25 protein-coding genes are annotated in these 25,003 nt (G+C 38.4%); 12 read left to right on the top strand and 13 right to left on the bottom strand.

Annotated elements, in window-relative coordinates; translation table 11 throughout:
* The first annotated feature begins 24 nt into the window (after positions 1 to 24).
* The 8 genes from D1839_RS11175 (at position 25) to D1839_RS11140 (ending at position 8,994) form a co-directional block, all read left to right on the top strand.
* A complete protein-coding gene (locus D1839_RS11175; RefSeq protein ID WP_120379980.1) occupies positions 25 to 474 on the top strand; it encodes a DUF2188 domain-containing protein in 450 nt (149 codons plus the stop codon).
* 250 nt (positions 475 to 724) lie between these two features.
* Positions 725 to 1,591, top strand: coding sequence for an MBL fold metallo-hydrolase (locus D1839_RS11170; RefSeq protein WP_199690082.1), 867 nt, complete (start codon positions 725 to 727; stop codon positions 1,589 to 1,591).
* A 508-nt stretch (positions 1,592 to 2,099) separates the two neighbouring features.
* Positions 2,100 to 2,825 carry a DsbA family oxidoreductase gene (locus D1839_RS11165; RefSeq protein ID WP_120379978.1) on the top strand — a complete coding sequence of 242 codons (726 nt, stop codon included), beginning with the start codon at positions 2,100 to 2,102 and terminating at the stop codon, positions 2,823 to 2,825.
* A 714-nt stretch (positions 2,826 to 3,539) separates the two neighbouring features.
* Positions 3,540 to 4,493, top strand: coding sequence for an ABC transporter permease (locus tag D1839_RS11160; RefSeq protein ID WP_120379977.1), 954 nt, complete (start codon positions 3,540 to 3,542; stop codon positions 4,491 to 4,493).
* Positions 4,483 to 5,433: an iron chelate uptake ABC transporter family permease subunit gene (locus tag D1839_RS11155; RefSeq protein ID WP_120379976.1), complete on the top strand. Its 951-nt coding sequence runs from the start codon at positions 4,483 to 4,485 to the stop codon at positions 5,431 to 5,433. Before D1839_RS11160 ends, D1839_RS11155 begins: the two co-directional genes overlap by 11 nt.
* Entirely contained in the window at positions 5,427 to 6,182 is a 756-nt protein-coding gene (locus D1839_RS11150; RefSeq protein WP_120379975.1) for an iron ABC transporter ATP-binding protein, read from the top strand. Before D1839_RS11155 ends, D1839_RS11150 begins: the two co-directional genes overlap by 7 nt.
* A 293-nt stretch (positions 6,183 to 6,475) precedes the next feature.
* Positions 6,476 to 7,444: a siderophore ABC transporter substrate-binding protein gene (locus D1839_RS11145; protein ID WP_120379974.1), complete on the top strand. Its 969-nt coding sequence runs from the start codon at positions 6,476 to 6,478 to the stop codon at positions 7,442 to 7,444.
* An 824-nt stretch (positions 7,445 to 8,268) separates the two neighbouring features.
* Positions 8,269 to 8,994 (top strand): SurA N-terminal domain-containing protein, encoded by a 726-nt coding sequence (locus D1839_RS11140; protein ID WP_120379973.1) that lies wholly within the window; start codon positions 8,269 to 8,271, stop codon positions 8,992 to 8,994.
* Between the two features lie 279 nt (positions 8,995 to 9,273).
* Here the strand turns inward: D1839_RS11140 and hisC are convergent, their stop codons facing one another.
* The 9 genes from hisC to D1839_RS11095 all read right to left on the bottom strand — a co-directional run bounded on the left by hisC (position 9,274) and on the right by D1839_RS11095 (position 17,004).
* A complete protein-coding gene (gene hisC / locus D1839_RS11135) occupies positions 9,274 to 10,335 on the bottom strand; it encodes a histidinol-phosphate transaminase (RefSeq protein ID WP_207710046.1) in 1,062 nt (353 codons plus the stop codon).
* On the bottom strand, positions 10,319 to 10,957 hold the full coding sequence (gene hisIE / locus D1839_RS11130; RefSeq protein ID WP_120379972.1) for a bifunctional phosphoribosyl-AMP cyclohydrolase/phosphoribosyl-ATP diphosphatase HisIE: 639 nt from the start codon (positions 10,955 to 10,957) through the stop codon (positions 10,319 to 10,321). Before hisIE ends, hisC begins: the two co-directional genes overlap by 17 nt.
* Positions 10,938 to 11,720, bottom strand: a complete 783-nt coding sequence (gene hisF / locus D1839_RS11125) for an imidazole glycerol phosphate synthase subunit HisF (RefSeq protein WP_120379971.1) — start codon at positions 11,718 to 11,720, stop codon at positions 10,938 to 10,940. Before hisF ends, hisIE begins: the two co-directional genes overlap by 20 nt.
* Positions 11,714 to 12,433 (bottom strand): 1-(5-phosphoribosyl)-5-[(5-phosphoribosylamino)methylideneamino]imidazole-4-carboxamide isomerase, encoded by a 720-nt coding sequence (gene hisA / locus D1839_RS11120; protein ID WP_120379970.1) that lies wholly within the window; start codon positions 12,431 to 12,433, stop codon positions 11,714 to 11,716. Before hisA ends, hisF begins: the two co-directional genes overlap by 7 nt.
* Positions 12,430 to 13,095: an imidazole glycerol phosphate synthase subunit HisH gene (hisH, locus tag D1839_RS11115; RefSeq protein ID WP_330585488.1), complete on the bottom strand. Its 666-nt coding sequence runs from the start codon at positions 13,093 to 13,095 to the stop codon at positions 12,430 to 12,432. Before hisH ends, hisA begins: the two co-directional genes overlap by 4 nt.
* Positions 13,096 to 13,266: 171 nt before the next feature.
* Entirely contained in the window at positions 13,267 to 13,851 is a 585-nt protein-coding gene (gene hisB / locus D1839_RS11110) for an imidazoleglycerol-phosphate dehydratase HisB (protein ID WP_120379969.1), read from the bottom strand.
* 4 nt (positions 13,852 to 13,855) lie between these two features.
* A complete protein-coding gene (gene hisD / locus D1839_RS11105) occupies positions 13,856 to 15,136 on the bottom strand; it encodes a histidinol dehydrogenase (RefSeq protein WP_120379968.1) in 1,281 nt (426 codons plus the stop codon).
* Positions 15,124 to 15,768, bottom strand: coding sequence for an ATP phosphoribosyltransferase (hisG, locus tag D1839_RS11100; RefSeq protein WP_120379967.1), 645 nt, complete (start codon positions 15,766 to 15,768; stop codon positions 15,124 to 15,126). The genes hisD and hisG overlap by 13 nt, the downstream gene beginning before the upstream one ends.
* Positions 15,769 to 17,004, bottom strand: a complete 1,236-nt coding sequence (locus D1839_RS11095; RefSeq protein WP_158589648.1) for an ATP phosphoribosyltransferase regulatory subunit — start codon at positions 17,002 to 17,004, stop codon at positions 15,769 to 15,771.
* A gap of 229 nt (positions 17,005 to 17,233) precedes the next feature.
* On the opposite strand from D1839_RS11095, the gene D1839_RS11090 reads away from it, so the two are divergent.
* From D1839_RS11090 to D1839_RS11075, 4 genes are all read left to right on the top strand, one after another.
* Positions 17,234 to 18,022, top strand: a complete 789-nt coding sequence (locus D1839_RS11090; protein ID WP_120379965.1) for a histidinol-phosphatase HisJ family protein — start codon at positions 17,234 to 17,236, stop codon at positions 18,020 to 18,022.
* Positions 18,023 to 18,553: 531 nt separating this feature from the next.
* Positions 18,554 to 19,366 (top strand): alpha/beta fold hydrolase, encoded by an 813-nt coding sequence (locus D1839_RS11085; protein ID WP_199690081.1) that lies wholly within the window; start codon positions 18,554 to 18,556, stop codon positions 19,364 to 19,366.
* Between the two features lie 44 nt (positions 19,367 to 19,410).
* Positions 19,411 to 20,334, top strand: coding sequence for a UDP-N-acetylmuramate dehydrogenase (gene murB, locus D1839_RS11080; protein ID WP_120379964.1), 924 nt, complete (start codon positions 19,411 to 19,413; stop codon positions 20,332 to 20,334).
* 413 nt (positions 20,335 to 20,747) lie between these two features.
* Positions 20,748 to 20,960, top strand: a complete 213-nt coding sequence (locus D1839_RS11075; protein ID WP_120379963.1) for a YjzC family protein — start codon at positions 20,748 to 20,750, stop codon at positions 20,958 to 20,960.
* 185 nt (positions 20,961 to 21,145) lie between these two features.
* Here D1839_RS11075 and ehuA read toward each other — a convergent pair whose 3' ends face one another.
* From ehuA to ehuB, 4 genes are all read right to left on the bottom strand, one after another.
* Positions 21,146 to 21,916 carry an ectoine/hydroxyectoine ABC transporter ATP-binding protein EhuA gene (ehuA, locus tag D1839_RS11070; protein ID WP_120379962.1) on the bottom strand — a complete coding sequence of 257 codons (771 nt, stop codon included), beginning with the start codon at positions 21,914 to 21,916 and terminating at the stop codon, positions 21,146 to 21,148.
* Complete coding sequence (gene ehuD / locus D1839_RS11065; RefSeq protein WP_120379961.1) at positions 21,916 to 22,626, bottom strand: ectoine/hydroxyectoine ABC transporter permease subunit EhuD; 711 nt, start codon at positions 22,624 to 22,626, stop codon at positions 21,916 to 21,918. The genes ehuA and ehuD overlap by 1 nt, the downstream gene beginning before the upstream one ends.
* Positions 22,623 to 23,294, bottom strand: a complete 672-nt coding sequence (locus D1839_RS11060; protein WP_199690080.1) for an amino acid ABC transporter permease — start codon at positions 23,292 to 23,294, stop codon at positions 22,623 to 22,625. Before D1839_RS11060 ends, ehuD begins: the two co-directional genes overlap by 4 nt.
* 555 nt (positions 23,295 to 23,849) lie before the next feature.
* Entirely contained in the window at positions 23,850 to 24,728 is an 879-nt protein-coding gene (ehuB, locus tag D1839_RS11055; protein WP_120379960.1) for an ectoine/hydroxyectoine ABC transporter substrate-binding protein EhuB, read from the bottom strand.
* Positions 24,729 to 25,003 lie beyond the last annotated feature (275 nt).

The following is a 25,003-nucleotide window of genomic DNA, read 5'->3' as shown; positions in this document are numbered from 1 at the left end:
AGTGCTTAAGAGGAGTGGAACTTTATGGTTTGGACGTTAAAAGATTATCCTGCTTCGATGAAAAATTTAAATGAAGTAACGAGAAAAAAAGCAATTGATATTGCTAATTCTATGCTTGACGAGGGGTATGATGAAAATAGAGCGATTCCAATTGCTATCGACCAAGCAAAGGAATGGCGAAAAAATGCCAGTCAACAAGAAGTAGAAACATACAAGCAAACAGGAAAACCAACGAAACGCTCTTCAGAAGGAAAGAAATATGATAATAATCCTGAGCGGTTAGAGGAAGGGGAACATATTGTTAGTCATGAAGATGGCTGGGCTGTCCGATCAAGCGATGGCGAAAAACCAAGTGCCGTTTATCCAACAAAAAAAGAAGCAATGGAGCGAGGCAAAGAAATAGCAAGCAACAAAGGAACGTATCTCATCATTCATCGACGAGATGGAACGATTGAGGAGCGGTACTCGTATTAAGAAATACCAACGATTAATGTTTTTCAAGGAATTACAAAGTTGCCGAAATGAACAACCAATTTGTCAAACTTACAATTTGCACATTAAAATAAGCCATCCTATTTAATCCCGAAAATTTTGTGTGCCGTTTATGCTGAATAAAGTGAACAACATAAATAATAACATGAAATAACTGCTCATGTCTGAGTGGTTATTTTTTTTCGTGCAGTAGATACTAATATAGACGGTAAAAGTAAGGAGGCAGATGAAAGTGGAACAAGATTTTCACAAAAGAGAGCACGACAGGTTTATTCCAATGACATCGATCACAAGCGGTGGGGGCGTACAGGTGAAATCAGATGTGTACTATTATACGGATCAAATGGTGAACATTGGATTTATCGGTTATCCGGAAAAAGGAGATTGGGTACTTGTAGATGCTGGATTACCTCATGCTGCACCGGAAATTAAATCTGTTGTGGTTGACCGATTTGGTAAAGGCAGTAAACCTGCAGCAATTCTTTTAACACATGCTCACTTTGACCATATAGGTGGATTAGCGGACTTGATAGAAGAGTGGGATGTACCTATTTATGCACATCCAAAAGAGTTGCCATATGTACGTGGAGAAAAAAGTTATCCAAAACCGGATTCAAGTGTGGAAGGTGGTTTACTAGCAAAAATTGCCGACCTTTATCCGAATGAACCAATCGATCTTGGTAATGCTGTACAGGCCCTTCCAGAAGGTCATCAAGTTCCTCATTTAGACGGCTGGAAATGGATACATACACCAGGGCATACCCCTGGCCATGTAGCCTTTTATAGAGAAAGTGATCGATTATTATTTTCAGGCGATGCGTTTATTACTGTTCGTCAAGATTCATTTTATCGTGTGCTTATGCAGACTGCTGAAGTTAATGGACCACCTAGATATTTTACAACCAATTGGGACGAAGCCTTTGATTCTGTATGCAAATTAGCTAATCTAGAGCCAAGAGTTGTCGTGTCAGGTCATGGGGTTAGCATGAAAGGAGAAAAGCTTACGAAAGGCTTGAATAAGCTCGTCGAACATTTTGCAGATATAGCTGTACCTGATCATGGGAAATATGTGGATAAAGGTAACAACTTATATCATTAAAAAGAACATTCCATTTAATCATTGTCTATCTAACTCGGGTTAACCTTAACAAAATACTTTGTGCCGACCTAAAAAGAGCTTTAATCCTATAAGAGGTGATCAGAGTCATTTTAGAAAAGATCATGCACAGACAAACCAACCAATTTTGTACGCGATTGGAAAATTTTTAATATGCCGAGTTCGTATTCAAGAATGTCGTCTTGTTCCTGGGCAACGTTGGATTCCTATCACAGTTGAAAATAACTTCATGTTCGAGTATCAGCGTTTGTCATTGGTGAACAAGGCGCCGGTACATTCATGGATTTGTTCTGTAAGTATAGAAAGGATGGAATGTTTCCATCGTAAATCCAAGCAAGCTAATATATGTCTTTAACAAGACGGGAAAAAGGAAATGCTCCCCTTTCGGACGGGGTTTATGGAGATCTTCTTGTCCAACAACTTCTATAGGCAGGATTGTTCATTCAATGGGAATAGCTATGCTACAATGTAATGGAAATGAGGTGTTGGTATGAAGATTGAGATATGGTTCGATTTTGTCTGTCCGTTTTGTTATATTGGAAAAAGGAGACTGGAACAATCTTTAGAAACTTTTGCCAATCGAAATGATGTTATGGTAGAATTTAAAAGCTATCAGTTGGATCCAAACGCAGAAGAAAAACCGGATCAAAATATGTATGAGTATCTTGCCAAAACAAAAGGGTTACCAATAGAAAAGGTAAAGCAAATGACTAAACAGATAGAAAAACAAGCAGCAGAAGCAGGACTAACTTACTGTTTTGATACGATGCAGCATACGAATACGTTTACAGCTCATCGATTAGTAAAATATGCGGAACGTCACGGAAAAGGAAATGAATTAGCTGAGAAACTAATGTACGCCTTTTTTACGGATTCTCAATTAATAAGCGATCATAACACATTGCAGACAATCTCCACTGACGTAGGATTAGATAAAGAAGCAGTTGCTTCAGTGCTGCGCAGTAGTGATTATGCAAAAAATGTAAAAGCAGATCAAGAACAAGCGAGGGAGATAGGAGTTCAAGGTGTTCCCTTCTTCGTTTTTAATGAAAAATACGCCATTTCTGGGGCACAACCAGTTGATGTTTTTTCACAGGCACTTGATCAAGTTTGGCAAGAAGCACAAACCGAAAAGAAACTTCAATCATTGAACCCTAAAGGCTCTAAAACGACTTATTGTACAGATGAAGGCTGTTGTGAAATTGACGAAGAGTAGAGGTAGAGGGGAAGGGAATAAATAACTGGTAGTGAAGCAGTCTTACAACCCTCGCTACCAGTTATTTATATGACAAATTATGATTACAACCTATGAAGCCTAAAATAAAAACGGCTTTTTTTCTTTGTAAGATAAGTCAAGGATGGAAAATGTGAGCTGAACAAGTCGAAGCGGGAGATAACAGCACCTAAATCCCCGATCCGTTCAACTAACAATTAGCAGGGATGAAGAAACCCCCGCTGATGGAAGGTTCCCTTTATCATTCGTTGATTCGTTCCATTCGCTACGTTGCTAAGCGGTCACTCTGCGCCTTTGTTCCACTATAGAGGAGAAAAGATAAGATTTTTTTGATTTATAGTATAAGAAAAACAAAGGGCTTTCACCATAATACTTGGCGACAAGCCAAGTATTTCTAATGCATAAAAACAAAAATGGAAGCGGTTTACATTACCTTTAACGTGTTAAGAAAATGTGTCAAACCAGTATTATTTCTATATGCTACTATCTGCAACCTACTAAAAAATGCGGTGCATAAGGGCGTCATATTACAGGTTGAAATGAAAATAATATTGTATTTTTTCATTGACGAAAAAGGCAAATCTGTTATACTGTTAGTTGAAGTTAATTGATAATGAATATCATTATTAATTATAATAACTCAAAGATAATAACGATTTTAAACAATACGGGGAAGTTGAAAGTGAAGGGCAGCCTATGAAAATACGTTACTTAGTGGTCATGTTGATTATACTTTCCATCGTATCTATCTTTGTCGGTGTATCGAATATTTCTCCGTTAGACATATTCAACCTATCGGAGGAGCAGGCAAAAGTATTATTGATTTCGAGAATCCCGAGGCTTTTCAGTATTTTAATCGCCGGGATGAGCATGAGTATTTGTGGGCTAATTATGCAACAGTTAAGCAGAAATAAATTTGTTTCACCCACAACAGCAGGAACATTGGATTCAGCGAGGTTAGGCATATTAGTAGCAATGGTACTATTTACTTCTGCTAACCCATTCGAAAAGATGCTTGTTTCATTTGCCTTTGCATTATTAGGTACATTTGCATTTATGAAGATACTGGAGAAGATAAAATTTAAAGATGCGATATTTATACCTTTAATTGGTTTAATGTTTGGAAACATTGTTAGCTCCATGTCTACTTTTATCGCATATCGCTACGATTTAATCCAAAACATCTCATCATGGATGCAAGGAGATTTCTCCATGATTATGACAGGTAATTATGAGCTCATGTTTGTCAGTATCCCAGTTTTAATCGTTGCTTTTTTTTATGCGAATAAATTTACGATTGCGGGTATGGGGGAGGACTTTTCCAAGAACTTGGGGTTAAATTACCGCCAAGTTGTCAATTTAGGACTTGTGATTGTAGCACTTGTAACCGCCTCAGTTGTTTTGGCGGTAGGAGTTATCCCATTTTTAGGTCTTATCATTCCTAATATTGTAACCATTTATCAAGGAGATCATTTGAAAAAAAGCTTGTTACATACAGCATTGTTAGGAGCAATATTTGTTCTCGTATGTGATATTATTGGCAGGGTTATTATTTATCCATATGAAATTCCGATTAGCTTGACCGTTGGGGTCATCGGTAGTGGATTATTTATTTATCTGCTATTTAGGAGAAAAAAATATGGGATATAAAAAGAAAACACTGATTCTCGCATTCATCGCTATATTATTAACAATGCTCTATATGTTTTATGATCTAACTGGGAATATAGGTTACATTTTACCAAGACGAATCATTAAAGTTGTTGCTATCTTGTTAACGGGTGCAGCAATTGGTTTTGCTACAACCATTTTTATGACCATTACGAATAACCGTATTTTAACACCAAGTGTGTTAGGACTGGACTCCCTTTATTTATTGATCCAAACCTTTATTATCTTTGTAGTTGGAGCTAATTCATTGGTAATGATGAATAGTCATGTCAATTACCTTATATCAATTGGAGGAATGGTCGTATTTTCATTGCTCCTATACCAATTGCTATTTACAAGTGAGCAACATAGTATTTATTTTCTTCTCCTTGTAGGGATGATTTTAGGTACTTTTTTCAGCAGTATCACTTCGTTTATGCAAGTTTTAATCGATCCGAACGAGTTCATGTTAGCCCAGGACCGAATGTTTGCAAGCATTAACAATGTAAACACAGACCTAGTGTATATATCCATAGGAATTTTTGTGTTACTTCTTGTCTATTTAATGCGCTACTATAAATACTTGGATGTACTAGGGCTGGGTAAGGATAACGCGATTAATCTAGGGGTTCCTTATGGGAAAGTTGTCAAGCATTTACTCGTTATAGTTGCTGTGTTTATTTCCATGGCTACGGCATTAGTAGGACCGTTGACATTCCTTGGACTACTTGTTGTCAATCTGGCATATGAGTTTTTGAAGACATTCCGCCATTTCTATATTTTACTCGGCTCTATGCTTATAAGTATTATCGCTTTAATTGGTGGGCAATTTATTGTTGAAAAAGTATTTACCTTCGAAACAACGATTAGTGTCATCATTAACTTTGTTGGTGGTATTTACTTTATCTATCTTTTGTTAAAGGAGAATAAATCATGGTAGATATTAAAAATGTATTTAAGTCATTTAACCAGAAGAAAGTGATTGAGGATGTATCCCTGACGATTGAGAAGGGAAAGATAACTTCATTCATTGGACCCAATGGTGCAGGAAAGAGTACGTTGATCTCTATGGTTAGTCGCCTCATTACAAAAGATAATGGAGATATCTCGATAGATGGCCAAGACATCATGAAAACCAAAAACAACGAACTTGCAAAAAAGATATCCATTTTAAAGCAATCGAATTCCATTAATTTAAAATTAACGGTGCGTGAGCTCGTATCATTTGGTCGTTTTCCATATTCACAAGGGAAATTGACTCATTACGATTGGGAAAAAGTTGACGAGGCGATAGATTATATGGAGCTTCGTGATATGCAAGATAAGTTTTTAGATCAGCTCAGTGGTGGACAACGGCAGCGCGCTCATATTGCAATGGTAATTGCCCAGGATACAGAGTATATACTACTAGATGAACCATTAAATAATTTAGATATGCGTCACTCCGTCCAAATTATGAAGACGTTACGTAATTTAGTAGATGAGCTTGGGAAAACGGTGCTAATTGTAATTCATGATATAAATTTTGCTTCCTGTTACTCAGACAATATTGTTGCTTTAAAAGATGGAAAAGTAGTCAAGCAAGGAAGAGCATGTGATGTCATTGATAAATGCGTATTAAAAGATATTTATGATATGGACATTGACATTAAAAATATTGATGATAAGCGAATTTGTGTTTATTTTTAATTGCTTTGAGCTCCCAGAAGGGTTCTTAATAACAAATAAAAATCCCCATCATGATATTGACCCCCAAGCCAAATCATGATGAAGGATAGCGTATATATCTATTGTAATAGATATATGTATAAAGGTAAATGATTTTGACTTCATTTAAGGTTCTGTTGATATATGCTTGACTTAGCAGAAAACTTAAAAGTAAACAAATAAAATTGCGTGTCTGGAATAAAACCCGCAATCTATCTAATACTTATACAACATGTTTGATAATAAAATGGATGAAGAAAAAAGGAGAATTTAATATGTTGAAAAAAACGTTATTCTTTTTATTCGCAAGTCTACTTGTTTTAACTTTAGCTGCTTGTGGTTCAAATAGTGATGATAAAGAGAGTAGTAATAGTAAAGGATCTGACTCCAAAGAGGCAGAAGCTGAAACAATCGAAATTAAGCAAGAGTTAGGCAACACAGAAGTGCCAAAAAACCCGAAAAAAGTAGTTGTATTTGACTTTGGTGTACTTGATTCATTAGATAAATTAGGAATTGAAGTTGCTGGTGTAGCAAAAGGTGGCGTAATCCCATCTTATTTAGAAAAATATGAAAGTGATGATTACGAAAATGTTGGAAGCCTAAAAGAACCTGATTTTGAAAAAATTGCTGAAATTGACCCAGATGTTATTTTCATTTCTGGTCGTCAATCTGCTGTCTATGATCAATTAGCAGAACTTGCTCCAACCGTTTTCTTAGGTGTAGATACAGCGAATTATATGGAATCCTTTAAAGCGAACATGAATACATTAGGAGAAATTTTTGATAAGCAATCGGAAATTGAAGAAGAGCTAGCTACCATTGATTCATCTATAGAAGAACTAAACAAGAAAGCACAAGAAATGGATCAAAAAGCGCTTATTACGTTAGCAAACGACGATAAAATTAGTGCTTACGGACCTAAGTCTCGTTTCGGAATCATTCATGATGTGTTTGGCGTACCAGCTGTAGATGAAAACATTGAAGCGTCTACGCATGGTATGAATGTTTCCTTTGAATATGTGATGGAGCAGGACCCAGATTTATTGTACGTTATTGACCGTAGTGCTGCCATTGGTGAGGAACCAGCAGCAAAGAATATTGTCGAAAATGATTTGGTAAAAGAAACGAAAGCATTTAAAAACGATAATATCGCTTACTTAGATCCAGAATTCTGGTATCTTTCAGGTGGCGGACTTGTTTCAGTTCAAGAAATGATTAAGGAAATAGATGCAACTTTAAAATAAAGCTATCCTTTAAAAAAAGGACCCTGAATTAAATTGGAGGTCACTGAAAAATCATCAGATTTTCAGTGACCTTAGTTAAATGACAGGGTTCTTTTTCATAAAATAAGAAAGTATGAAATGAGGTGCTTGGGAATAACGAAATAACCGACACGTCTGGCGCAAGCGCCCAGCAACTAGACGATTTCACGAAATAGCTCTACGATAAGTCATCATTGGTTGTAGCTAAGAGGAAGGCCGACTAAATACGGGCTTGCCGCTCAGGCGTCGGCATACTCCTGTTGCAGGAGCATGATTTCTAAAACTTTAGTTGATCCCCTCCAGTCACTATTGTTGCTAAACGGGCGTCCTGCGCCTTTGTTCATAAATCGAGCTAACTTGTCTTTCTATCTTGAATCATTGCTCAAAGTCATGCATCGAAGCGAGAAAGTCCGCCCATGTCCGAGAAAAAATCACGCACTACAGCGAGAAAGTTGCTCGCGCCACAGTAAGCAAGTTATGCACCGACCGAAGCGAGTCATACACTGAAACGAGAAAATCTTGCGCCGAGGTGCAACATTCATACACTACCGGTCTTTTTCTTATCGTAAGCGCTTGTTTGAATTGTATATCGTATGTAGTGTAGAATAAACATAGGGAAGATGGACAACAGTTGTGGCACAATCATGGTACGTAGCTAGACATTTGTTGTTAGATTGTAAATATATGGCTTAAAGCGAGTCATAGTAGCTTTCAAAAGCGGCGCCGCTCTTTTGGACTACTTGCAAAGCTTATGGCAAATATGTTTGAATGAAAAGGACACTCAAAATGAAAAGAGGGATGGCTTGATGAAAAAGTGGATTATATTTGCTTTAACCTTAACGCTGGCAATGGTATTAGCTGCTTGCGGAGGGGATAAGGAAGCGGATAAAACCGCACAACAAGAGGAGCAACAGGAAGAAGGCAACACAGAAGATGGAGGGAAACAGCCGGAGCCTGTTAAAATAACGGATGAAGAAAAAGTGGATAAAGAAAAAGCTGTGGTTTCTGTAAATGGTGAAGAAATAAAAGGGGAGCGGTACAATCCTGCTTATTTACAGTTGAAAACGATGAATACACAGTTTAATCAGGATGTGGATAATGATCAGTTAAAACAACAAACGATAGATATGCTTGTAAATCAACAATTAATAAATCAGGATGCTTCCGATAAAGGGATTGAAGTATCGGATGATGAAGTACAGAAAGAATTTGATACCATTAAAAAAGAAGGAGCAGAACGCTTAAATACTGCTTTGGAACAATTTCAGCTGAACGAAGACCAATTTAAAAACATGTTGAGAGATAATCTGATCACTTCGCAATACTTGGAGTCCGAGTTTGACATAAAAGTAACAGATAAAGAAGTGGAAGATTATTATAAACAAATCAAGGAACAAAGTGAGGAAATAGGCAAACTAGAAGATTTGAAAGATCAAATCAAGCAAACCCTAAAAGAAGAAAAAACAAATGAACAATTGCAAAAACGAGTAGAAGCACTAAAGAAAGATGCCAAAGTTGAAACGTTCATATAAAATAACATACCATCATCGGGGTGAAGTTCATCCCCGATGATTATTAGTACTATAAGGGGGTGGCCTAAGACTCTTGAACGAATCCGGAATTTAGGTTCTGTATCTATTAGATTTTTCTGTATTTACGCGGACTTACCAAAGTAGAAACTTACGACACTTACATTCGGAATAAAATTAAACCAAACGGGATTCCATAAAGCACGTTACCCAATTTTAAGCTCTACCGAAGACGTTACTATTTCTTGCCGAATCTTTTCCCACTAGATAACAACATCACCGTTACTCACCCTTCATTACCTGATCCAACACTAGCAAAAACTTCTTCATCATTTCGTCTGTACCAATGGTAATCCGCATATAATCTGTAATCTCTGGATTACGAAAATGACGAATGAGGATTTTTTTCTCCTTTAACTGTTGATATAATTTTTCCGCCTCATAGTCGGGATGGTGGGCAAATAGAAAATTAGTAGCGCTTGGCAGGACGCTGAAACCACGTTCTTGCAATTGTTCACGCGTCCAATTACGAGTTTGCAGGATACGTCGTGTCGTTTGCTTAAAATAAGCAGTATCTTCTATCGCTGCTTTTGCTCCGACTATTGCCAGACGGTCAATGGTATATGAATTAAAGGAATCCTTGATGCATGTTAAGGCTTCAATTAAATGTGGATGCCCGATCGCATAGCCAACGCGTAACCCAGCTAAAGAACGTGATTTTGAAAAAGTTTTTACAATCAGCAGTTGCTCGTACTTGTGCGTTAGAGCTACAGCAGTTTCTGGTGCAAAATCAACATATGCTTCATCAATAATCACGACATTGTCAGGGTTATGTTTCACTATGTTCTCAATCATATCTAAACTGGTAAAAATACTGGTAGGTGCATTTGGATTTGGTAAAATGGCACCACCTTCTGAATAAAAAAATGCTGTTTCATCTAATGTGAAATCATTTATTAAAGGTACTTTTTCATATGGAATTTGAAATAAATTTGCATAAACGGGATAAAAACTATACGTAATTGCCGGGAAACAGATCGTCCGCTGTGGTGAAAATAGTCCCATAAACGCAAAAGCGAGCACTTCGTCTGATCCATTTCCTACGAAAACGGATTCCTTAGTTGTACCTTCTTGTTTGGCAATGGCACTTCTTAAACTATCCACTGTCGGTGATGGGTAGAGGTGCAACCCTTGCTCCATCTCTTTTTTAATGGCTAACTGTACTTTTGGTGATGGTGGATAAGGATTTTCATTCGTATTTAGCTTTATAATAGTTGGATCATTTAGCTGCTCACCGGGGACGTAAGGTGTACAGCGTTTGGCTGCCTCACTCCAATACTTCATTATTTGAATCCCCTTTTTGTATATGCCTTTTTTGTAGTTCATGCTTAATATCCCTAACGGAAATACCTAACAGTTCCATCAACACAAGTGTATGATAGGCCAAATCAGCAATTTCCCATATTATTTCTTTTTTATCGTTGTTTTTGGCGCCAATAATGACTTCACTTGCTTCTTCGCCTACTTTTTTTAAGATTTTGTCAATCCCCTCTTGAAACAAGTATGTTGTATATGCACCTGCAATGGGGGTTTCCTTTCGAGTTTTAATTTTTTTAGCTAATTGATTTATCATGGCAAAAGAAGCAGGTTGTTCTTGAAGAAGCTCTTGATGGAAACAAGTACTTTCCCCTGTATGACAAGCTGGACCGAGCGGTTTTACTTGTAATAAAATAGCGTCTTGATCACAATCGAAAGAAACGGACTGGACGATTTGTTTATTTCCAGACGTCGCTCCTTTGTTCCATAATGCTTGGCTCTTTCTGCTATAAAACCACGTTTCTTTAGTAGCTAATGTTTTCTCTATTGCTTCCTCATTCATATAAGCTAATGTTAACACTTCCCCTGTATCCGCGTCCTGCACAATAGCAGGAATAAGCCCATGGTCATTAAAAGTTACTTGTTTCATTATTATCTCTCCTCACCGGAATACCTTGCTGATCTAAATAGTCTTTTAATGCTGGTATGGGTATTTCACTGTAATGGAATACGGATGCGGCTAAAGCTGCATCTGCATAGCCTGGTTGCAAAACTTCGGCAAAGTGCTCCTTTTTACCAGCACCACCACTGGCAACGATCGGAATATTTACTGTTGAAGCAATAGCTTGTATCAAGTCTAAATCATAGCCATTTTTTCCCCCGTCTGTATGAATGGCATTCAGTACAAGCTCTCCCGCCCCTAGTGCTTCTCCTTGCTTTGCCCAGTCAATAGCTTCAAAAGATGCTTGCTTTCTGCCTCCATTGATATAGATCTGCCAATAATTTTTAGTTGTTTGCTTGGCGTCAATCGATAGGACGATGCACTGTGAGCCAAATTTCTGCGCTGCTTCTGTAATCAATGCTGGGTGGCGGACGGCAGCGCTATTAATGGAAACTTTATCAGCGCCTGCTCGTAATACACGGTGTATATCTTCAATGGTGCGAATACCGCCTCCAACTGTAAAAGGGATTGCGATTTCAGCAGCCACTTTTTCTACCATCTCGATAAATATATCCCGATCCTCATTGGAAGCTGTGATGTCATAAAAAACAAGCTCATCTGCGCCATCTTGATTGTACCGTTTGGCTAATTCCACAGGATCGGCCACATCTTGAATGTCGGTAAATTTTTTTCCTTTGACAACACGACCTTTATCAACATCTAAACATGGGATAATTCGTTTAGCTAACATGTTTTTACTGCCTCCAAACTTGCTGGCAAAGTGAGTGAGCCATCATAAAGTGCTTTTCCAATAATCGCTCCATACAAGCCCATCTTTGTCAGCGTCGTAATATCTTTGCTGGTTGTTACCCCACCTGAAGCGATAATCTGCATAGAAGTAGCATTTTGTAATCGCGCAAGCTCTTGGAAATTAGGACCTTTCAGCATACCATCTTTTAAAATATCTGTATAAATGATTGTTTGTAAACCCATACTTTCCAATTCTTTGACAAGTTCGATGGCGTTGACAGTGCTTGTCTTTGTCCATCCATCTGTTGCAACATATCCATTTCGCGCATCGATGGATACAGCAACTTGATGAGGGTATTGGGAGAGAGCGGCTTGTAAAAAAGCCTGATCTTTTATAGCAGCAGTCCCAAGAATGACCCTATCAATTCCTACGGATAAGTATGCTTCCATAACTTGTATACTACGGATACCACCTCCAACTTGAGTAGGTAGGCTAGTTTCTTGAGCAATTTCCCGGATGAAGCGCTGATTGGTGGAAACGCCTGATTTTGCCCCATCCAAGTCAACAAGGTGTAGGTATGTTGCGCCTTGTGATTCCCACTTTTTTGCAATGGTGACAGGTGAATCACTATAAATATTCACTTGATCGTAATTTCCTTGTGTTAATCGAACACATTTCCCGTCTTTCATATCAATGGCAGGAAATAAAATCATCGTATCATCTCCCTGAAATTTGCTAATAGTTCCAGGCCTGTTGACCCACTTTTTTCCGGGTGAAATTGCATGCCGACAATATTATTTTGTTGCACTATAGCAGGTATGGTGTCCCCGTATATGGTGCTAGCAACAAGTGTATTTGCGTCTAATCCACCAGCTGCATAGGAATGGACAAAATAGACAAATGCATCTGTCGGAAGGTTATTACATAATGGGCTATTTCTATGCTTGATAAGATTATTCCAGCCCATATGTGGAACTTTTACATCACCGGAAATTTTACATACCTTCCCACTTAAAAAGCCAAAGCCTTCTGTTTCTCCATCTTCTTCACTTAATTCAAAAAATAATTGCATTCCTAGACAGATGCCAAGGAGTGGTTTTCCCTTGGCAACTTCCTGTTTAATAATGGAAAATAATCCTTGTTCTTTTAGAACTCGCATAGCGTCCTGAAAGGCACCGACACCCGGTAAAATAATAGCATCACTTTTTTTAATGGTTGCTTCATCGGTTGTTATTTGGGAGTTCATTCCCGTTTTTTCTAAGGCCAATTGCAAGCTTTTCATGTTGCCAGCTCCGTAATCGATAATGGAAATCATATTTTCGCTCCTTTCTTTTAAATAAAAAACAGGATAGAGACTACCATCTGAATCGGACATGAAAAAGAGTGCCCCTTTTTCTCTAAATAGCAGTCTTGCCATCACAGCTTTCTTGTTTTTGACTACATAAAGACAAGCCTCTTTTGTTTTGATGCTAAGCAGATTCACCTTGTCAAAATTTCCCGTCTGCTAGTTGTTAGGAAGCTTGTGTTGCTAATCTACTGTTATCTCTTACAGAGTTCCTTTGGTAGAGGGAATGCCTGTCACCCTTCCGCTTTTCTGTGTTGCTATATCAAGGGCGCGGCCGAATCCTTTGAACATGGATTCAATAATATGATGCGTATTTTTTCCGTAAACGTTATGAATGTGCAAAGTTACTTTCGCATTACTAGCAAACGCTTGAAAAAATTCTTCCACCAGTTCCGTATCAAAATCGCCTACTTTATCCTTTAAACCTTCTACTTGATAGACGAGATACGATCGACCACTTATATCAAGGGATACGGTCGATAGCGCCTCATCCATCGGAGTAGTAACACTGGCATAACGCGTAATTCCAGCTTTATCTCCTAAAGCGTTGCGGAAGGCTTCACCAAATGCGATGCCAACATCCTCTACGGAATGATGCTGATCCACCTCTAAATCTCCCTGACAGTCTACTTGTAAATCGAATAATCCATGCTTGGTTAATAGGGTTAACATATGGTCGAAAAACCCGATTCCTGTTTCAATGGATGAATCTCCAGTCCCGTTGATAGCTAGCTTTAAAGCGATAACTGTTTCTGTTGTCGATCGGTTGACTTCATAGCTTCGCATCGTGCTACTCCTCCTTTCGTATTTGCACAGACTGGGCGTGTGCAGTCAGCTGCTCGGTATTGGCTAACTCTATAATGGTATCCGCAGCGGCTAACAGAGAGCGTTTATCATAATAAATCACGCTTGATTTTTTCATGAAATCATAGACACCGAGCGGAGAGGCGAACGCCGCCGTGCCGTTTGTCGGTAATGTATGATTTGGACCTGCTACATAATCCCCTAATGCCTCTGGGGAATAATTGCCTAAAAATATGGCACCTGCATGCTTAACCGCTCCAAGCTTTTCTATCGGTTCGGCAATCATCAATTGTAAATGTTCCGGGGCGATGTCATTTACAATGGCAAATGCTACCTCCATTGTATCAGCAACAATTATCTGTCCATGCTGGTCTAGTGATCTTTGAATAATCGCTTTTCGTGCCAAACGTTTTGTTTGCTCTTGTACCGCCCGCTCGACTGCCTCTGCTTGTTTTATGCTCGTCGTAATACAAATCGCTCGTGCTTCTTCATCATGCTCTGCTTGTGACAGCAGGTCTGCTGCTACAAAGTTTGCATTAGCTGTCTCATCAGCAACGATGCAAATTTCACTCGGTCCTGCGATCATATCAATCGCTACATCGCCATACACCCATTTTTTAGCACTCGCTACATAGGCATTTCCTGGTCCAGTAATCTTTTGTACTTTTGGTATGGTTTCTGTTCCATAAGCGAAAGCGGCAATCGATTGGGCACCGCCGATTTTATAAATTGTTTCGACGCCAACTTCTTTTGCTGCTACTAATACATATGGATTGATTTTACCGTCTGCTTGTGGTGGTGTAGTGAGGTAAATATGATTCACACCGGCAATTTTAGCTGGTATGACATTCATAAGCACCGTTGATGGATAAGCTGCTTTTCCTCCTGGTACATAAATGGCTACCCGATCTAAAGGAGTCACTTTTTGTCCAACCATTGTTCCAGCTTTGCTCATATCAAGCCAAGACTGTTCGAGCTGCTTCTCATGGAATTGGGTAATATTTTTGGCAGCGGTTTTCACTGCTTTTACAAAGGAAGGGGGGACGGACTTTCGAGCTTCATTGAACTCCTCTTCTGTAACCATAAAGGTCTCTATGCTCACGCCATCAAATCTTTCCGTAAAGGAGCGAATTGCTTGATCCCCTTTGTTTCGTACGCACTGAATAATTTCTAGGACAGTTTGATCAAGTGCTTTTTCTTTTTGCGCGGTACGTTGGGCTCTTTTCAGTTTTTTACCCCAATATTGCATCGCTGTTAAGCGTTCCATGTCGATTCCTCCAAGCTTTGTTTAAATGTATTGATAAACGACTGTATCGCTAGAGATTTAAGTGCGAAGCTTGCTTTATTAACAATGAGTCTCGTACTAATCGACTCTACTTGCTCCAACACAACTAATCCGTTTTCCTTTAACGTATTACCGGTTTCGACGATATCGACAATAACATCAGCCAGCCCAATGAGCGGCGCTAATTCGACAGAACCGTTTAGTTTGACGATCTCGATTGGCTTGCCCTTACGAGAAAAGTAATTTCTTGTGACGGTTGGATATTTTGTTGCAATCGTTAATGACTGGAATGCATCCAATTGCTGACCAGGTTTTCCAGCAACGGCAAATTTGCAAGTGCCGATTTTTAAGTCGAGTACTTCATAAATATCTGCTTGTGATTCTAAAATATTGTCTTTTCCAACAATCCCCAAATCCGCAGCGCCTTTTTCTACATACGTGGGGACATCCATTGCCTTAACGAAAATCAATCGTATGGTTTCGTCACTGCTATAAAAAACAAGTTTCCTGCTAAAAGGAGTTAGTTGCTCAAATGTAACTCCCATGCTGTTTAATAGTCTAATAGAATGATCTGCTGTACGACCTTTGGCAACGGCAATCGTGAACTCTGCCATTTAATTCCCCCTTTCTTGTAGCAATTTGACTAAGTCAGATACATCGAGAAATGGATAAGCGCGCCCATTCTGATACAGTGTAGGTTGATCTGCTCCGTAATGAATCTGTTCCCCCATTTCAGGTATGGTCTGTAGATCATTTTGTTTCAGATAGCTAATGACGGCATAGCCTTGTTCACGTAACTGTAGAGCTATTGCTAAAGCTTCTTTTTGCTTCTGAAAATCATAATAAATAGTAATTGGTTCATCTAAGCTCAATCTCTTGACCAAGCCGTGTTGTTTTGCTGCTGTGAATAATAAATCTACATCAAAAGCAAATCCAATTGCGGGGATATGTGCTCCAAAGCGATCACCTAACCGATCGTATCTTCCACCCATGACGACAGGCTTTCCAGCTTGATTGACAAACCCTTGGAAAATAACATCTGAATAATAGTCCATATCATTGATCAGCCCTAGGTTAAATACAATCTGATCGGTCAATTCATAAGCTTGAATACTATCGTATACATCAATCAAATAATTCAGTTCTGTTTGCACCATGCCATTTAATCCGTGCTGTTTGATTTCCTCCATCACTTGATTTGGCTCCCCGTAAAGAAAAGGGATGTGCTGCATCGCTTGTTTTAATGTTTCATCAATAGGGAGAGTTGCTAAATACTCTGCCATCTCGGCGATGTTCTTTGTTTGAATAAAGGTTTGCAATGGAGCAATTTGATCATCAGCCAGATTCGCTTGGGCGATTAATGCACGAAAAAAACCAGCATGACCAATTTCAAATTTAAATGTAGGAAAACCACAATCTTTTAATATATGAATGGCTAGTGCAATAACTTCAGCATCAGCAGTTGGTGTGCGGCTAGTAAAATATTCCACACCCGCTTGCGTACGTTGTTTTTGCTCGTTTTCAAATCGGTAACCAAAAACATCCATAATATAGAATAAACGTACATCGTCATTTACATTTACCTGATTAGCAGCGATTTGCTGTGTTATCGGGATGGTAGCATCCGGTCTCAGGACAAGTACCTTTCCAGATGTATCCATAATTTTGACCATATCGTCAGTGTTAACGATTTTAGGGTTAGCTGCGTAAAGATCATAAGTCTCAAATGCTGCTGTCTGTATTTGCTTGTATCCGTAAGTTTTAACGCGCTGCTTTAAAATGGAAAGTAATTCGTCACGCTGTTGAAGAAGCTTGTTCCCCCAACAGGATGTCTGTAATGAAGGTTGCATGGTTAATATTTCTCCTTTCTTTATAAGATAAGAAAGTATAAAATGAGGTGCTCGTGAATAACGAAATAACTGACTATTCACGTCTGGGTCCATCGCCCAGCAACTAGGCGACTTTAGAGTTATGATTTTTTCAAAAATATTTTATCTCTTTATCACTTTATCTAAGTAAAGTTATATAGTATTCTAATAATTATAGATTAAAAAGTCAACCAAAGGGAGAGAATTTTTTATGTTTGATTTTCATATCCACAGTGATTTTTCTGCAGATTGCGAAACACCAATGGAAGAAACAATTGAAGTGGCGATTCAAAAAGGGTTAACGGAAATTTGTTTTACAGAGCATATCGATGAAGATTACCCAGACCCTACCATTGATTTTTCGCTTGATTTACCAAACTATGATGCAAAAATTAATGAAATGCAGTGTCTATATCAAGATCAGATTGTGATACGCAAAGGATTAGAGATTGGTGTTCAGCCCCATTTATTAACAAGTTGCCAACAAATAGTAAAAGCAGCATATTTTGATTTTGTTATTTGTTCCATGCACACGACGAATAAGCAGTCCCTTCATACAAGTGATTTTTTTCAACAGCAAACAGTGGAGGATGCTTACCGAAAATATTATGAAGAACTACTTTACTGCGTTACTCATTTTAAAGATTTTCAAGTTTTAGGACATATTGATTTAGTCAAACGTTATACAAAAAATAAACAAGCCAAGTATGATTTTCATGACTTATTGACGAAGATTTTTCAAGAAATCATTCCTGCTGGTAAAGGAATTGAAATCAATACGTCTGGCTTACGATACGGATTACCAAATGCTATGCCGAGTAATGATATTTTAACGTTATATAAAGCATGTGGAGGGGAAATTATTACTATTGGTTCTGATTCCCATGTCGCAACGACCGTTGGATATGGCGTGACTGGCGCCATAGAACGATTACGCCAAATCGGGTTTAATTATGTTACAACGTTTACAGACAAACGAGCTATTTTTCATCGTATTTAACTTATGTATCATCCCATGAGAGCAACTGGCATACAAGCACTCATCGTGGCAGCAATTATGCTGGCTCCTATATTACCTAGAAGTCTAGCATCTCCATCCGCATCGCTTATACCATGATCCAAAAATATGCTTGAGAGCATGCCTCTATAGTGACAGGAAAAGCATTTAGAACGCTTTGGTATTATAATAACGAGTTAAACCTCCCTAACGTTCGATGACGTGCAGTTAATAGTTGCAATTTACACGCCCGTTCTTTTAAGAGGTCTTTCAGATTAAGTTGTGCGTAGGGAAAAGAACCTTCACTAAGCAAAGTTTCATTTTATTATCACAGGAAAATCCGTTTCGACCATGATATAATATAAAAAGTGAGCGTATATTATGATGGATGTTTAATAAATGAAAATTGATTCGTTCTTGCGTAAGAGAAGATAAAAAGGGCGGTCTGACGGAGGATTTAGTTGTAAAGAAGTACAGTCACTTACTTGTTTTTGGACAATTCTTCGTTAGTATAATGAAAGAGGAAGGTTTTTCTTGAATAAAAAACAAATGTTTAGTGTAGGGTCTTTCGGTTTAGTCATCATAGTCTTTATCATACTTATCTGGATGCCGAATAGAGCAATTTCTAATTTTGATAAAATTCGACCAACATTGTTCGTACATGGATATAAAGGTACTGAAAATTCATTTGGATTTATGCTGCAGCGCTTTGAGCATGAGTATAAATGGGGAAATAAAGCACTTGTTTATTATGTAACAAAACAAGGTGAAGTAAAAAAATATTATCCGCGACTTGGGAAAGAAAAACCGCTCTATGTTCAAGTAATCTTTGAAGATAATCGGGCTAGTTTTGATATGACTTCTAGCTGGTTAGCAAATGTATTAAAAGATATGCAGCAGACATATGATGTCGATGATGTCAATATTATTGGACATTCGATGGGGGGAATTGTGGCATTGGAATATATGAAGCAATTCCGAGGGAAATCATATCCGTCCGTTCATAAGTTTATAGCGATAGGGAGTCCGTTTGATGGGATTTATAGTGAAAAATACTTTCAAATTCACCGTGATCCAGCTGCAATCGACTTACGCCCGGATTCAAAAGCATTGCAACATTTAAGGGATCGATCTTTTCCAAAGCATACAGAAGTGCTCAGCATTTCCAGCACAGGAGATGCGATAGCAGTTCCAGAAAGCGTGCATGCATTACGCAATATAGTACCGCATCAACAATTGACAGAGATCGTTATCAAAGATAGAAGATTAGGACATAGTGACCTACATGAAAGCAGGAAGGTAGATCGTTGTATTTATAATTTTCTGTGGCAAGACCAGGTTCAATAGCTTACAATAATATGGGCTGAATAACTATAAAAGGAATGATAGGTGTGGGAAGAAATCATCATATGTATGACAAATTAACGGAAATAACATCCGAGAAAAATGTGATGGTGGAGGAACATTTAAGAAATCATACGTATACTCGGTTAGGTGGGAAGGCAGATTTCTTAGTCACACCAGAAACGTATGAAGAAGTACAGGCGATTGTAAAGCTTGCAAAACAAGAAAAAATAGCTTTTACCCTGTTAGGAAATGGCTCCAATTTAATAGTGAAAGACGGCGGTATTCGTGGCATTGTCATGAATTTAAAAAAGCTTCATTCTATTTGGAGAGAAGACGATAAAATTATAGCGCAAAGCGGAGCGAGAATCATTGATGCTTCCCAGCATGCGTTAAAAGAAAGTCTGCATGGACTTGAATTTGCTTGTGGGATACCTGGTTCCGTCGGTGGCGCTTTGTATATGAACGCAGGAGCGTATGGTGGAGAAATTAAAGATGTGTTGGAAAGTACGAAAGTGATCACAAGGGAAGGAGAGCTCCTACTCTTACCTGCGGCTGATCTTGACTTGCATTATCGAACGAGTAATATACCTGAAAAAGGATATATCGTATTAGAAGCAACATTTTCATTGCGAAAAGGAAATGCCGAAGAGATAAAAGCAGTGATGGATGATCTCACGTTTAAACGTGAGTCCAAGCAACCACTGGAATACCCTTCATGCGGTAGTGTATTTAAACGCCCGCCAGGATATTTTGCTGGTAAGCTGATCCAAGATAGCGATCTGCAAGGAAAACAAATTGGGGGTGCACAGGTATCTACCAAACACGCCGGCTTTATCGTGAATAAAGATAATGCTACAGCTACGGAGTACATTGAATTGATACGTTTTGTACAATCTACCGTAAAGGAAAAGTTCGGTGTAAATTTAGAGCGAGAAGTACGAATCATTGGCGAAGATCCTATAGAATAATTGACAAACAGCAACCAGTCTAGCATGGGTTGCTGTTTTTGTATAGACTTTGAATGGAAGCGCGAGTGCATCTATTTTCACCGCGAATTGTTGATACGTCTTTTGATAGGAGGGAGTAAGCAGCTAAACTTGATGTCAGGGATTTTTCTTTATTACGCAAAAAATAAGCTAATCACATACGAGAAGAATAGAAACTTAACAGATAATTATGTTAACTTGTGGATAGTCTATAATTCGAAGTTCGCATTCTTTTATTACAGCTAATCATGCTCGAATGGCTTAAATCTATACTGACCCTTCTACTAACAACAGGTGGGAAGAATAATAAAACCTATATTTGGTTTATATTTTCTTAAATAAACTTGTGAAAATGAGGCAAAATAGGAAATACAAACAGGTAAGGAGTGATTAACATGGGTGAGCGATCTGAGTTTCGTTCTGGTGACAAGGCACCTAATAATGGTGTTTACATTGAAATCGGAGAGACAGGAAGCAATGTGAACGATCCGCGGCAAATTAAGTTAGAAGCGGGAGAAAAATTTCCCGAGAACACAAATCATAATCGCGTCTGGGTAAATAAACGGCGTTTATCAAAGCCTGGAGTGCAGGGGCGCAGCAACAATTAATAGTGGCTGTATCGCTAATGAGGGTAGACAGGTTTGCCGTTCATTTTTATTATAGTTTTATTATTTCTTTGTAAATGGATCAAATGGAAAGCGCATCTACGTTTATTTGCTAGGGGAACAACTTTCATTCTTTCAGAAGGAACATCCCCCCTATTCAGCTGAAACGGCTACATAGGGGGGATTATTTATGCTCGAAAACGATGCAAAAACTCTTGCAAGCGTTCATTACTGGAATGCTCGATAACTTCACTAGCTGAGCCTTGTTCAGCTATGACGCCTTCATCTAAAAACAACACTTTATCGGCAATATCTAAAGCGAAATCCATTTCGTGAGTAACAAGGATCATTGCCATGTCATCGTTTTTGGCAATATCACGGATAACCTGTAACACTTCTCCAACTAATTCTGGATCAAGTGCCGAAGTAACCTCATCAAATAACATAATTTTAGGGCGCATCACAAGCGCTCTGGCCATCGCTACTCGCTGTTTTTGTCCACCAGACAGTTGACTCGGATATTGATCGACTTTATCTGCTAAGCCCACCCGATCCAACATTTCAAGCGAACGTTGCTTTACTTCTGCTTTTGGTTCTTTTTTTACGTGCAGTGGTGCCGTCATGCAGTTCTCTAAAATAGTCATGTGAGGAAACAAGTTGAAATGTTGGAATACCATGCCGATATCACCACGCACTGCACGTAAATGCTTTTCATGAGCCCGAACAAGTCTCCCTTTTTTCTCCATCTTCCACAAGTTTGTACCATTTACGATTATATCTCCAGATGTAGGTTCTTCCAGAGTCATAAGCATACGGATAATGGTAGTTTTACCTGAACCACTCGGTCCAATGATTGCGACTTTTTCCGCTGGACGAATATCTAAATCAATTCCTTTTAATACTTTACTATTTCCAAAGGATTTGTGGACGTCTTGAAATGTGACGATTGGTTCAATCATTATGCTGTCGCTCCTTTACTTCTGGTTAAAGTTTCTTTTTTATCAAAGCGCCGATTCATTTTTTTCTCTAGTCTGTTTATGATTATAGCAGATGGATAGCTTAATATTAAAAAAAGAATCGCAACAATGGTTAATGGTTCTAAATATGTCCAATTTTGCGCCCCGTAGCTATTCGCAATATGGAGAATACCTGCGACGCCAATCGTTGATGCTAATGGGACTTCCTTAAACATGATGATTAAGTAATTCCCAAGCATAGGAATCGTTGGCGGAATGGCTTGCGGCAAAATAATTTTCGTCCATTTTCTCCGTTTGGAAAAATTTAATGCCTTTGCTGCTTCCCATTGTCCCTTTCCTACAACTTCAATCCCAGATCGGTACACTTCTGCAATATACGTACTAAAGTGAATGCCTAAACCGAGCACCGCACTGGTGAATTCGTCCAATGCGAAACCAACAACAGGAACCATTGGCCAAGCAAAATAAATAAAAAACAGCTGGACTAACGGAGGGGTAGAACGAATAAACTCCATCATCCATGTAACCAACCATCGGAGAGAATTTAAAGGAATCATTTTTATAAACAACCAAAAAAATCCAAATACAAGTGCAAACACATAGCAAACTATGGTTAGGGCGAGCGTTATAGCAAGACCATCGATAATTTTAGGAAAGGCATCTACAAATACGTCCCAACTCCAATTATTCATCCACTCGCCACTCCCTTCTTAGAGAAAGACTCCATCTTACGTGTTAAAAATATAAGCGGAAGGGCTAAAATAAAGTAAAATACTAAGACGAGCAAATAAACGATAGGTGCTTGTGATAAATTTGTGCTACGAATAATATTGCCATGATAAAGAATATCCTCCATACCGATGAGGGAAACGAGGGAGGTTGCTTTTAGCATTTGAATGGAATAATTTCCAAACTCAGGAAGCATCATCCGAATTGCTTGCGGTAAAATGACGAATCGCATGCGTTGATATCGTGACATGTTTAAGGCTATTGCTGCTTCAGACTGCCCCTTTGCAACAGCAAGAATGGATCCACGTACGATTTCTGACATGTAAGCACCGTAATTTAACGAAATAGCGATAACCCCTGCCCACCAATTACTTCCTAATTCAATGCCGAATAACATAGGGATCGCATAGTAGAGCCAGAATAATTGTACGATTAAAGAAGTACCGCGAAAAATTTCTACATAAAGTCCTGTGAATTTACGTAGAAACAGTTTAGAAGACAGACGGCATAATCCAGCAATAAACGCAAATAAGTAACCAAAAAACGCAGCCCCGATTAAAACTGTAATGGTAATGGCTAACCCTTTTGTTAAATCGGGAAAAATTTCTATAATTGCTTGAATGAGTACCACTCCTTAATAATCTATGGTGTGTCATATATGTAATGATAAGGACACAACTCTAATCTTAATTTATTGTTTAACCCGTGTAAGGGAACTTCTGAAAATACCTGTTCGAAAGTAAAAGGAGCCTTTAAGCCAAATTGGTCTATTTGTAGAAAATAGTTTCCAATGGTTTAAATTAGGTTCAGTAAAGAAATACATTTCATTCCATCGAACAAATATTTAGGATTTTCATTTTATTGCGTGGGTTGGGTGCTGAAAGACTCCCACTTTCGTCAATATTATTAATTCTAAGCGGGAGATAACAGCCCCTTAAATGCTCAGATTCGTTCAACTAACTTTTATGGTAATATTCCTACTAAGTGCAGATTTATCTACTTGCGTTTATAACGACATAGTGAATCTCTATCATAACAACAATGAAATTCCAATCAGGGTCTTTACCAACTGAATGTTACAAAGGCTTGTGAATAGCTCCAAGGTACTGACTAACAATTGAAACGACCACATATCCCAATCTTACCTTTTTGAACATACACATAATGAAAAAATAGTATAGGGAGTTTAAATTTCCCCATTACAAATCTTCTCAGCAGTAACGTCGTCCTCCACCATATTGTTAGCTGAACTAAAGCCATTTGCTTCTAATAATTCCGCTACTGTCCCATCGGCTTTTAATTCCGCTAACTTCTCGTTATACGCATCACGTAAATCTGTGTTGTCTAAATGAAAAGCAGCTGCTCCATAGCTTGGAACTCCTTCAACATCAGGTTGCTCAAATCCCTCGACAAATTCAAGTTTATTGGAGTTAGCTGATTCGAGAGCCATTTTGATCGTCATCTCTGTACCCGTGGTGGCGTCAGCTCGACCGGATTCCACCGCTGAGAAAGTAGCTGGTATATCTTCCACATTTGTTATTTGTTCTTCGCTAACGCCTTCTGATTTTAAAAATGCATTTTCTGTGGCACCAGACATGACAGATATCGTAACTTCCGGGTTATTAGCAATATCTTTATAACTCTTTAAGTTTAATGGGTTGCCTTTTTTGACAATAAGCCCTTCTCCATACTTCATTTCTGGCTCACCGAAGGCAGCGTTCTCACACCGATCTGGATTAATTGCCATCCCAGCTGTGATTACATCAAATTGTCCAGCTTTTAATCCAGGAATTAATTGCCCAAAATCAGCTAGTTTGCTGTCCACTTTCTCTATTCCCAATTCTTTAAAAACAGCTTTTGCAATATCAACAGCAGCTCCTTTGAGCTCACCATCTTCTTCATAAGCATACGGTTTTTCATTGGCAAAGCCGATCGTGACTTTACCGGATTCTTTTAATTCCTCCAATTTGCTTTTAGATGCTTTACTGGAACCAGTTTCATCTGATCCACATGCTGCTAGGACAAAGATAAAGCCTATAATCCATGTAAGTAAGATTTTTTTCATGAATGTAAATTCCTCCCTTACTAATTTCCTTTACGTAAAAGGAACTGAACGTGTGGGTTCAAAAGACGATAAATAATTTAATAGCATTTTGCCATATGACTAATGGTGCATGGTGGGAACTGCGAGGACTTAGGTAAGCAACAAGTAAATGCCGTATAATCCCAGTTATCAGATTTTTTGAACAACCACTATTAAAAATGTTACAGGTATTTTACAGAACGCTCAAACGTTATATTTTTTGATAATTTGTAATTAAATGTTAAATATGTTGTTGA

This window comes from Roseburia sp. 1XD42-34 (assembly GCF_009917385.1).
Taxonomy (GTDB): domain Bacteria; phylum Bacillota; class Bacilli; order Bacillales; family Amphibacillaceae; genus Virgibacillus.
Note: the sequence above shows the minus strand (reverse complement) of the source record. Positions and strands in the feature narration are given on the sequence as shown.

What these genes read in the sequence shown, in the direction of transcription:
- D1839_RS11175 (WP_120379980.1), top strand. Translation starts at nt 25, where the DNA reads ATGGTTTGGACGTTAAAAGATTATCCTGCTTCGATGAAAAATTTAAAT.
- D1839_RS11165 (WP_120379978.1), top strand. Translation starts at nt 2,100, where the DNA reads ATGAAGATTGAGATATGGTTCGATTTTGTCTGTCCGTTTTGTTATATT.
- D1839_RS11160 (WP_120379977.1), top strand. Translation starts at nt 3,540, where the DNA reads ATGAAAATACGTTACTTAGTGGTCATGTTGATTATACTTTCCATCGTA.
- D1839_RS11155 (WP_120379976.1), top strand. Translation starts at nt 4,483, where the DNA reads ATGGGATATAAAAAGAAAACACTGATTCTCGCATTCATCGCTATATTA.
- D1839_RS11150 (WP_120379975.1), top strand. Translation starts at nt 5,427, where the DNA reads ATGGTAGATATTAAAAATGTATTTAAGTCATTTAACCAGAAGAAAGTG.
- D1839_RS11145 (WP_120379974.1), top strand. Translation starts at nt 6,476, where the DNA reads ATGTTGAAAAAAACGTTATTCTTTTTATTCGCAAGTCTACTTGTTTTA.
- D1839_RS11140 (WP_120379973.1), top strand. Translation starts at nt 8,269, where the DNA reads ATGAAAAAGTGGATTATATTTGCTTTAACCTTAACGCTGGCAATGGTA.
- hisC (WP_207710046.1), bottom strand. Translation starts at nt 10,335, where the DNA reads ATGAAGTATTGGAGTGAGGCAGCCAAACGCTGTACACCTTACGTCCCC.
- hisIE (WP_120379972.1), bottom strand. Translation starts at nt 10,957, where the DNA reads ATGAAACAAGTAACTTTTAATGACCATGGGCTTATTCCTGCTATTGTG.
- hisF (WP_120379971.1), bottom strand. Translation starts at nt 11,720, where the DNA reads ATGTTAGCTAAACGAATTATCCCATGTTTAGATGTTGATAAAGGTCGT.
- hisA (WP_120379970.1), bottom strand. Translation starts at nt 12,433, where the DNA reads ATGATTTTATTTCCTGCCATTGATATGAAAGACGGGAAATGTGTTCGA.
- hisH (WP_330585488.1), bottom strand. Translation starts at nt 13,095, where the DNA reads ATGTCCGATTCAGATGGTAGTCTCTATCCTGTTTTTTATTTAAAAGAA.
- hisB (WP_120379969.1), bottom strand. Translation starts at nt 13,851, where the DNA reads ATGCGAAGCTATGAAGTCAACCGATCGACAACAGAAACAGTTATCGCT.
- hisD (WP_120379968.1), bottom strand. Translation starts at nt 15,136, where the DNA reads ATGGAACGCTTAACAGCGATGCAATATTGGGGTAAAAAACTGAAAAGA.
- hisG (WP_120379967.1), bottom strand. Translation starts at nt 15,768, where the DNA reads ATGGCAGAGTTCACGATTGCCGTTGCCAAAGGTCGTACAGCAGATCAT.
- D1839_RS11095 (WP_158589648.1), bottom strand. Translation starts at nt 17,004, where the DNA reads ATGCAACCTTCATTACAGACATCCTGTTGGGGGAACAAGCTTCTTCAA.
- D1839_RS11090 (WP_120379965.1), top strand. Translation starts at nt 17,234, where the DNA reads ATGTTTGATTTTCATATCCACAGTGATTTTTCTGCAGATTGCGAAACA.
- D1839_RS11075 (WP_120379963.1), top strand. Translation starts at nt 20,748, where the DNA reads ATGGGTGAGCGATCTGAGTTTCGTTCTGGTGACAAGGCACCTAATAAT.
- ehuA (WP_120379962.1), bottom strand. Translation starts at nt 21,916, where the DNA reads ATGATTGAACCAATCGTCACATTTCAAGACGTCCACAAATCCTTTGGA.
- ehuD (WP_120379961.1), bottom strand. Translation starts at nt 22,626, where the DNA reads ATGAATAATTGGAGTTGGGACGTATTTGTAGATGCCTTTCCTAAAATT.
- ehuB (WP_120379960.1), bottom strand. Translation starts at nt 24,728, where the DNA reads ATGAAAAAAATCTTACTTACATGGATTATAGGCTTTATCTTTGTCCTA.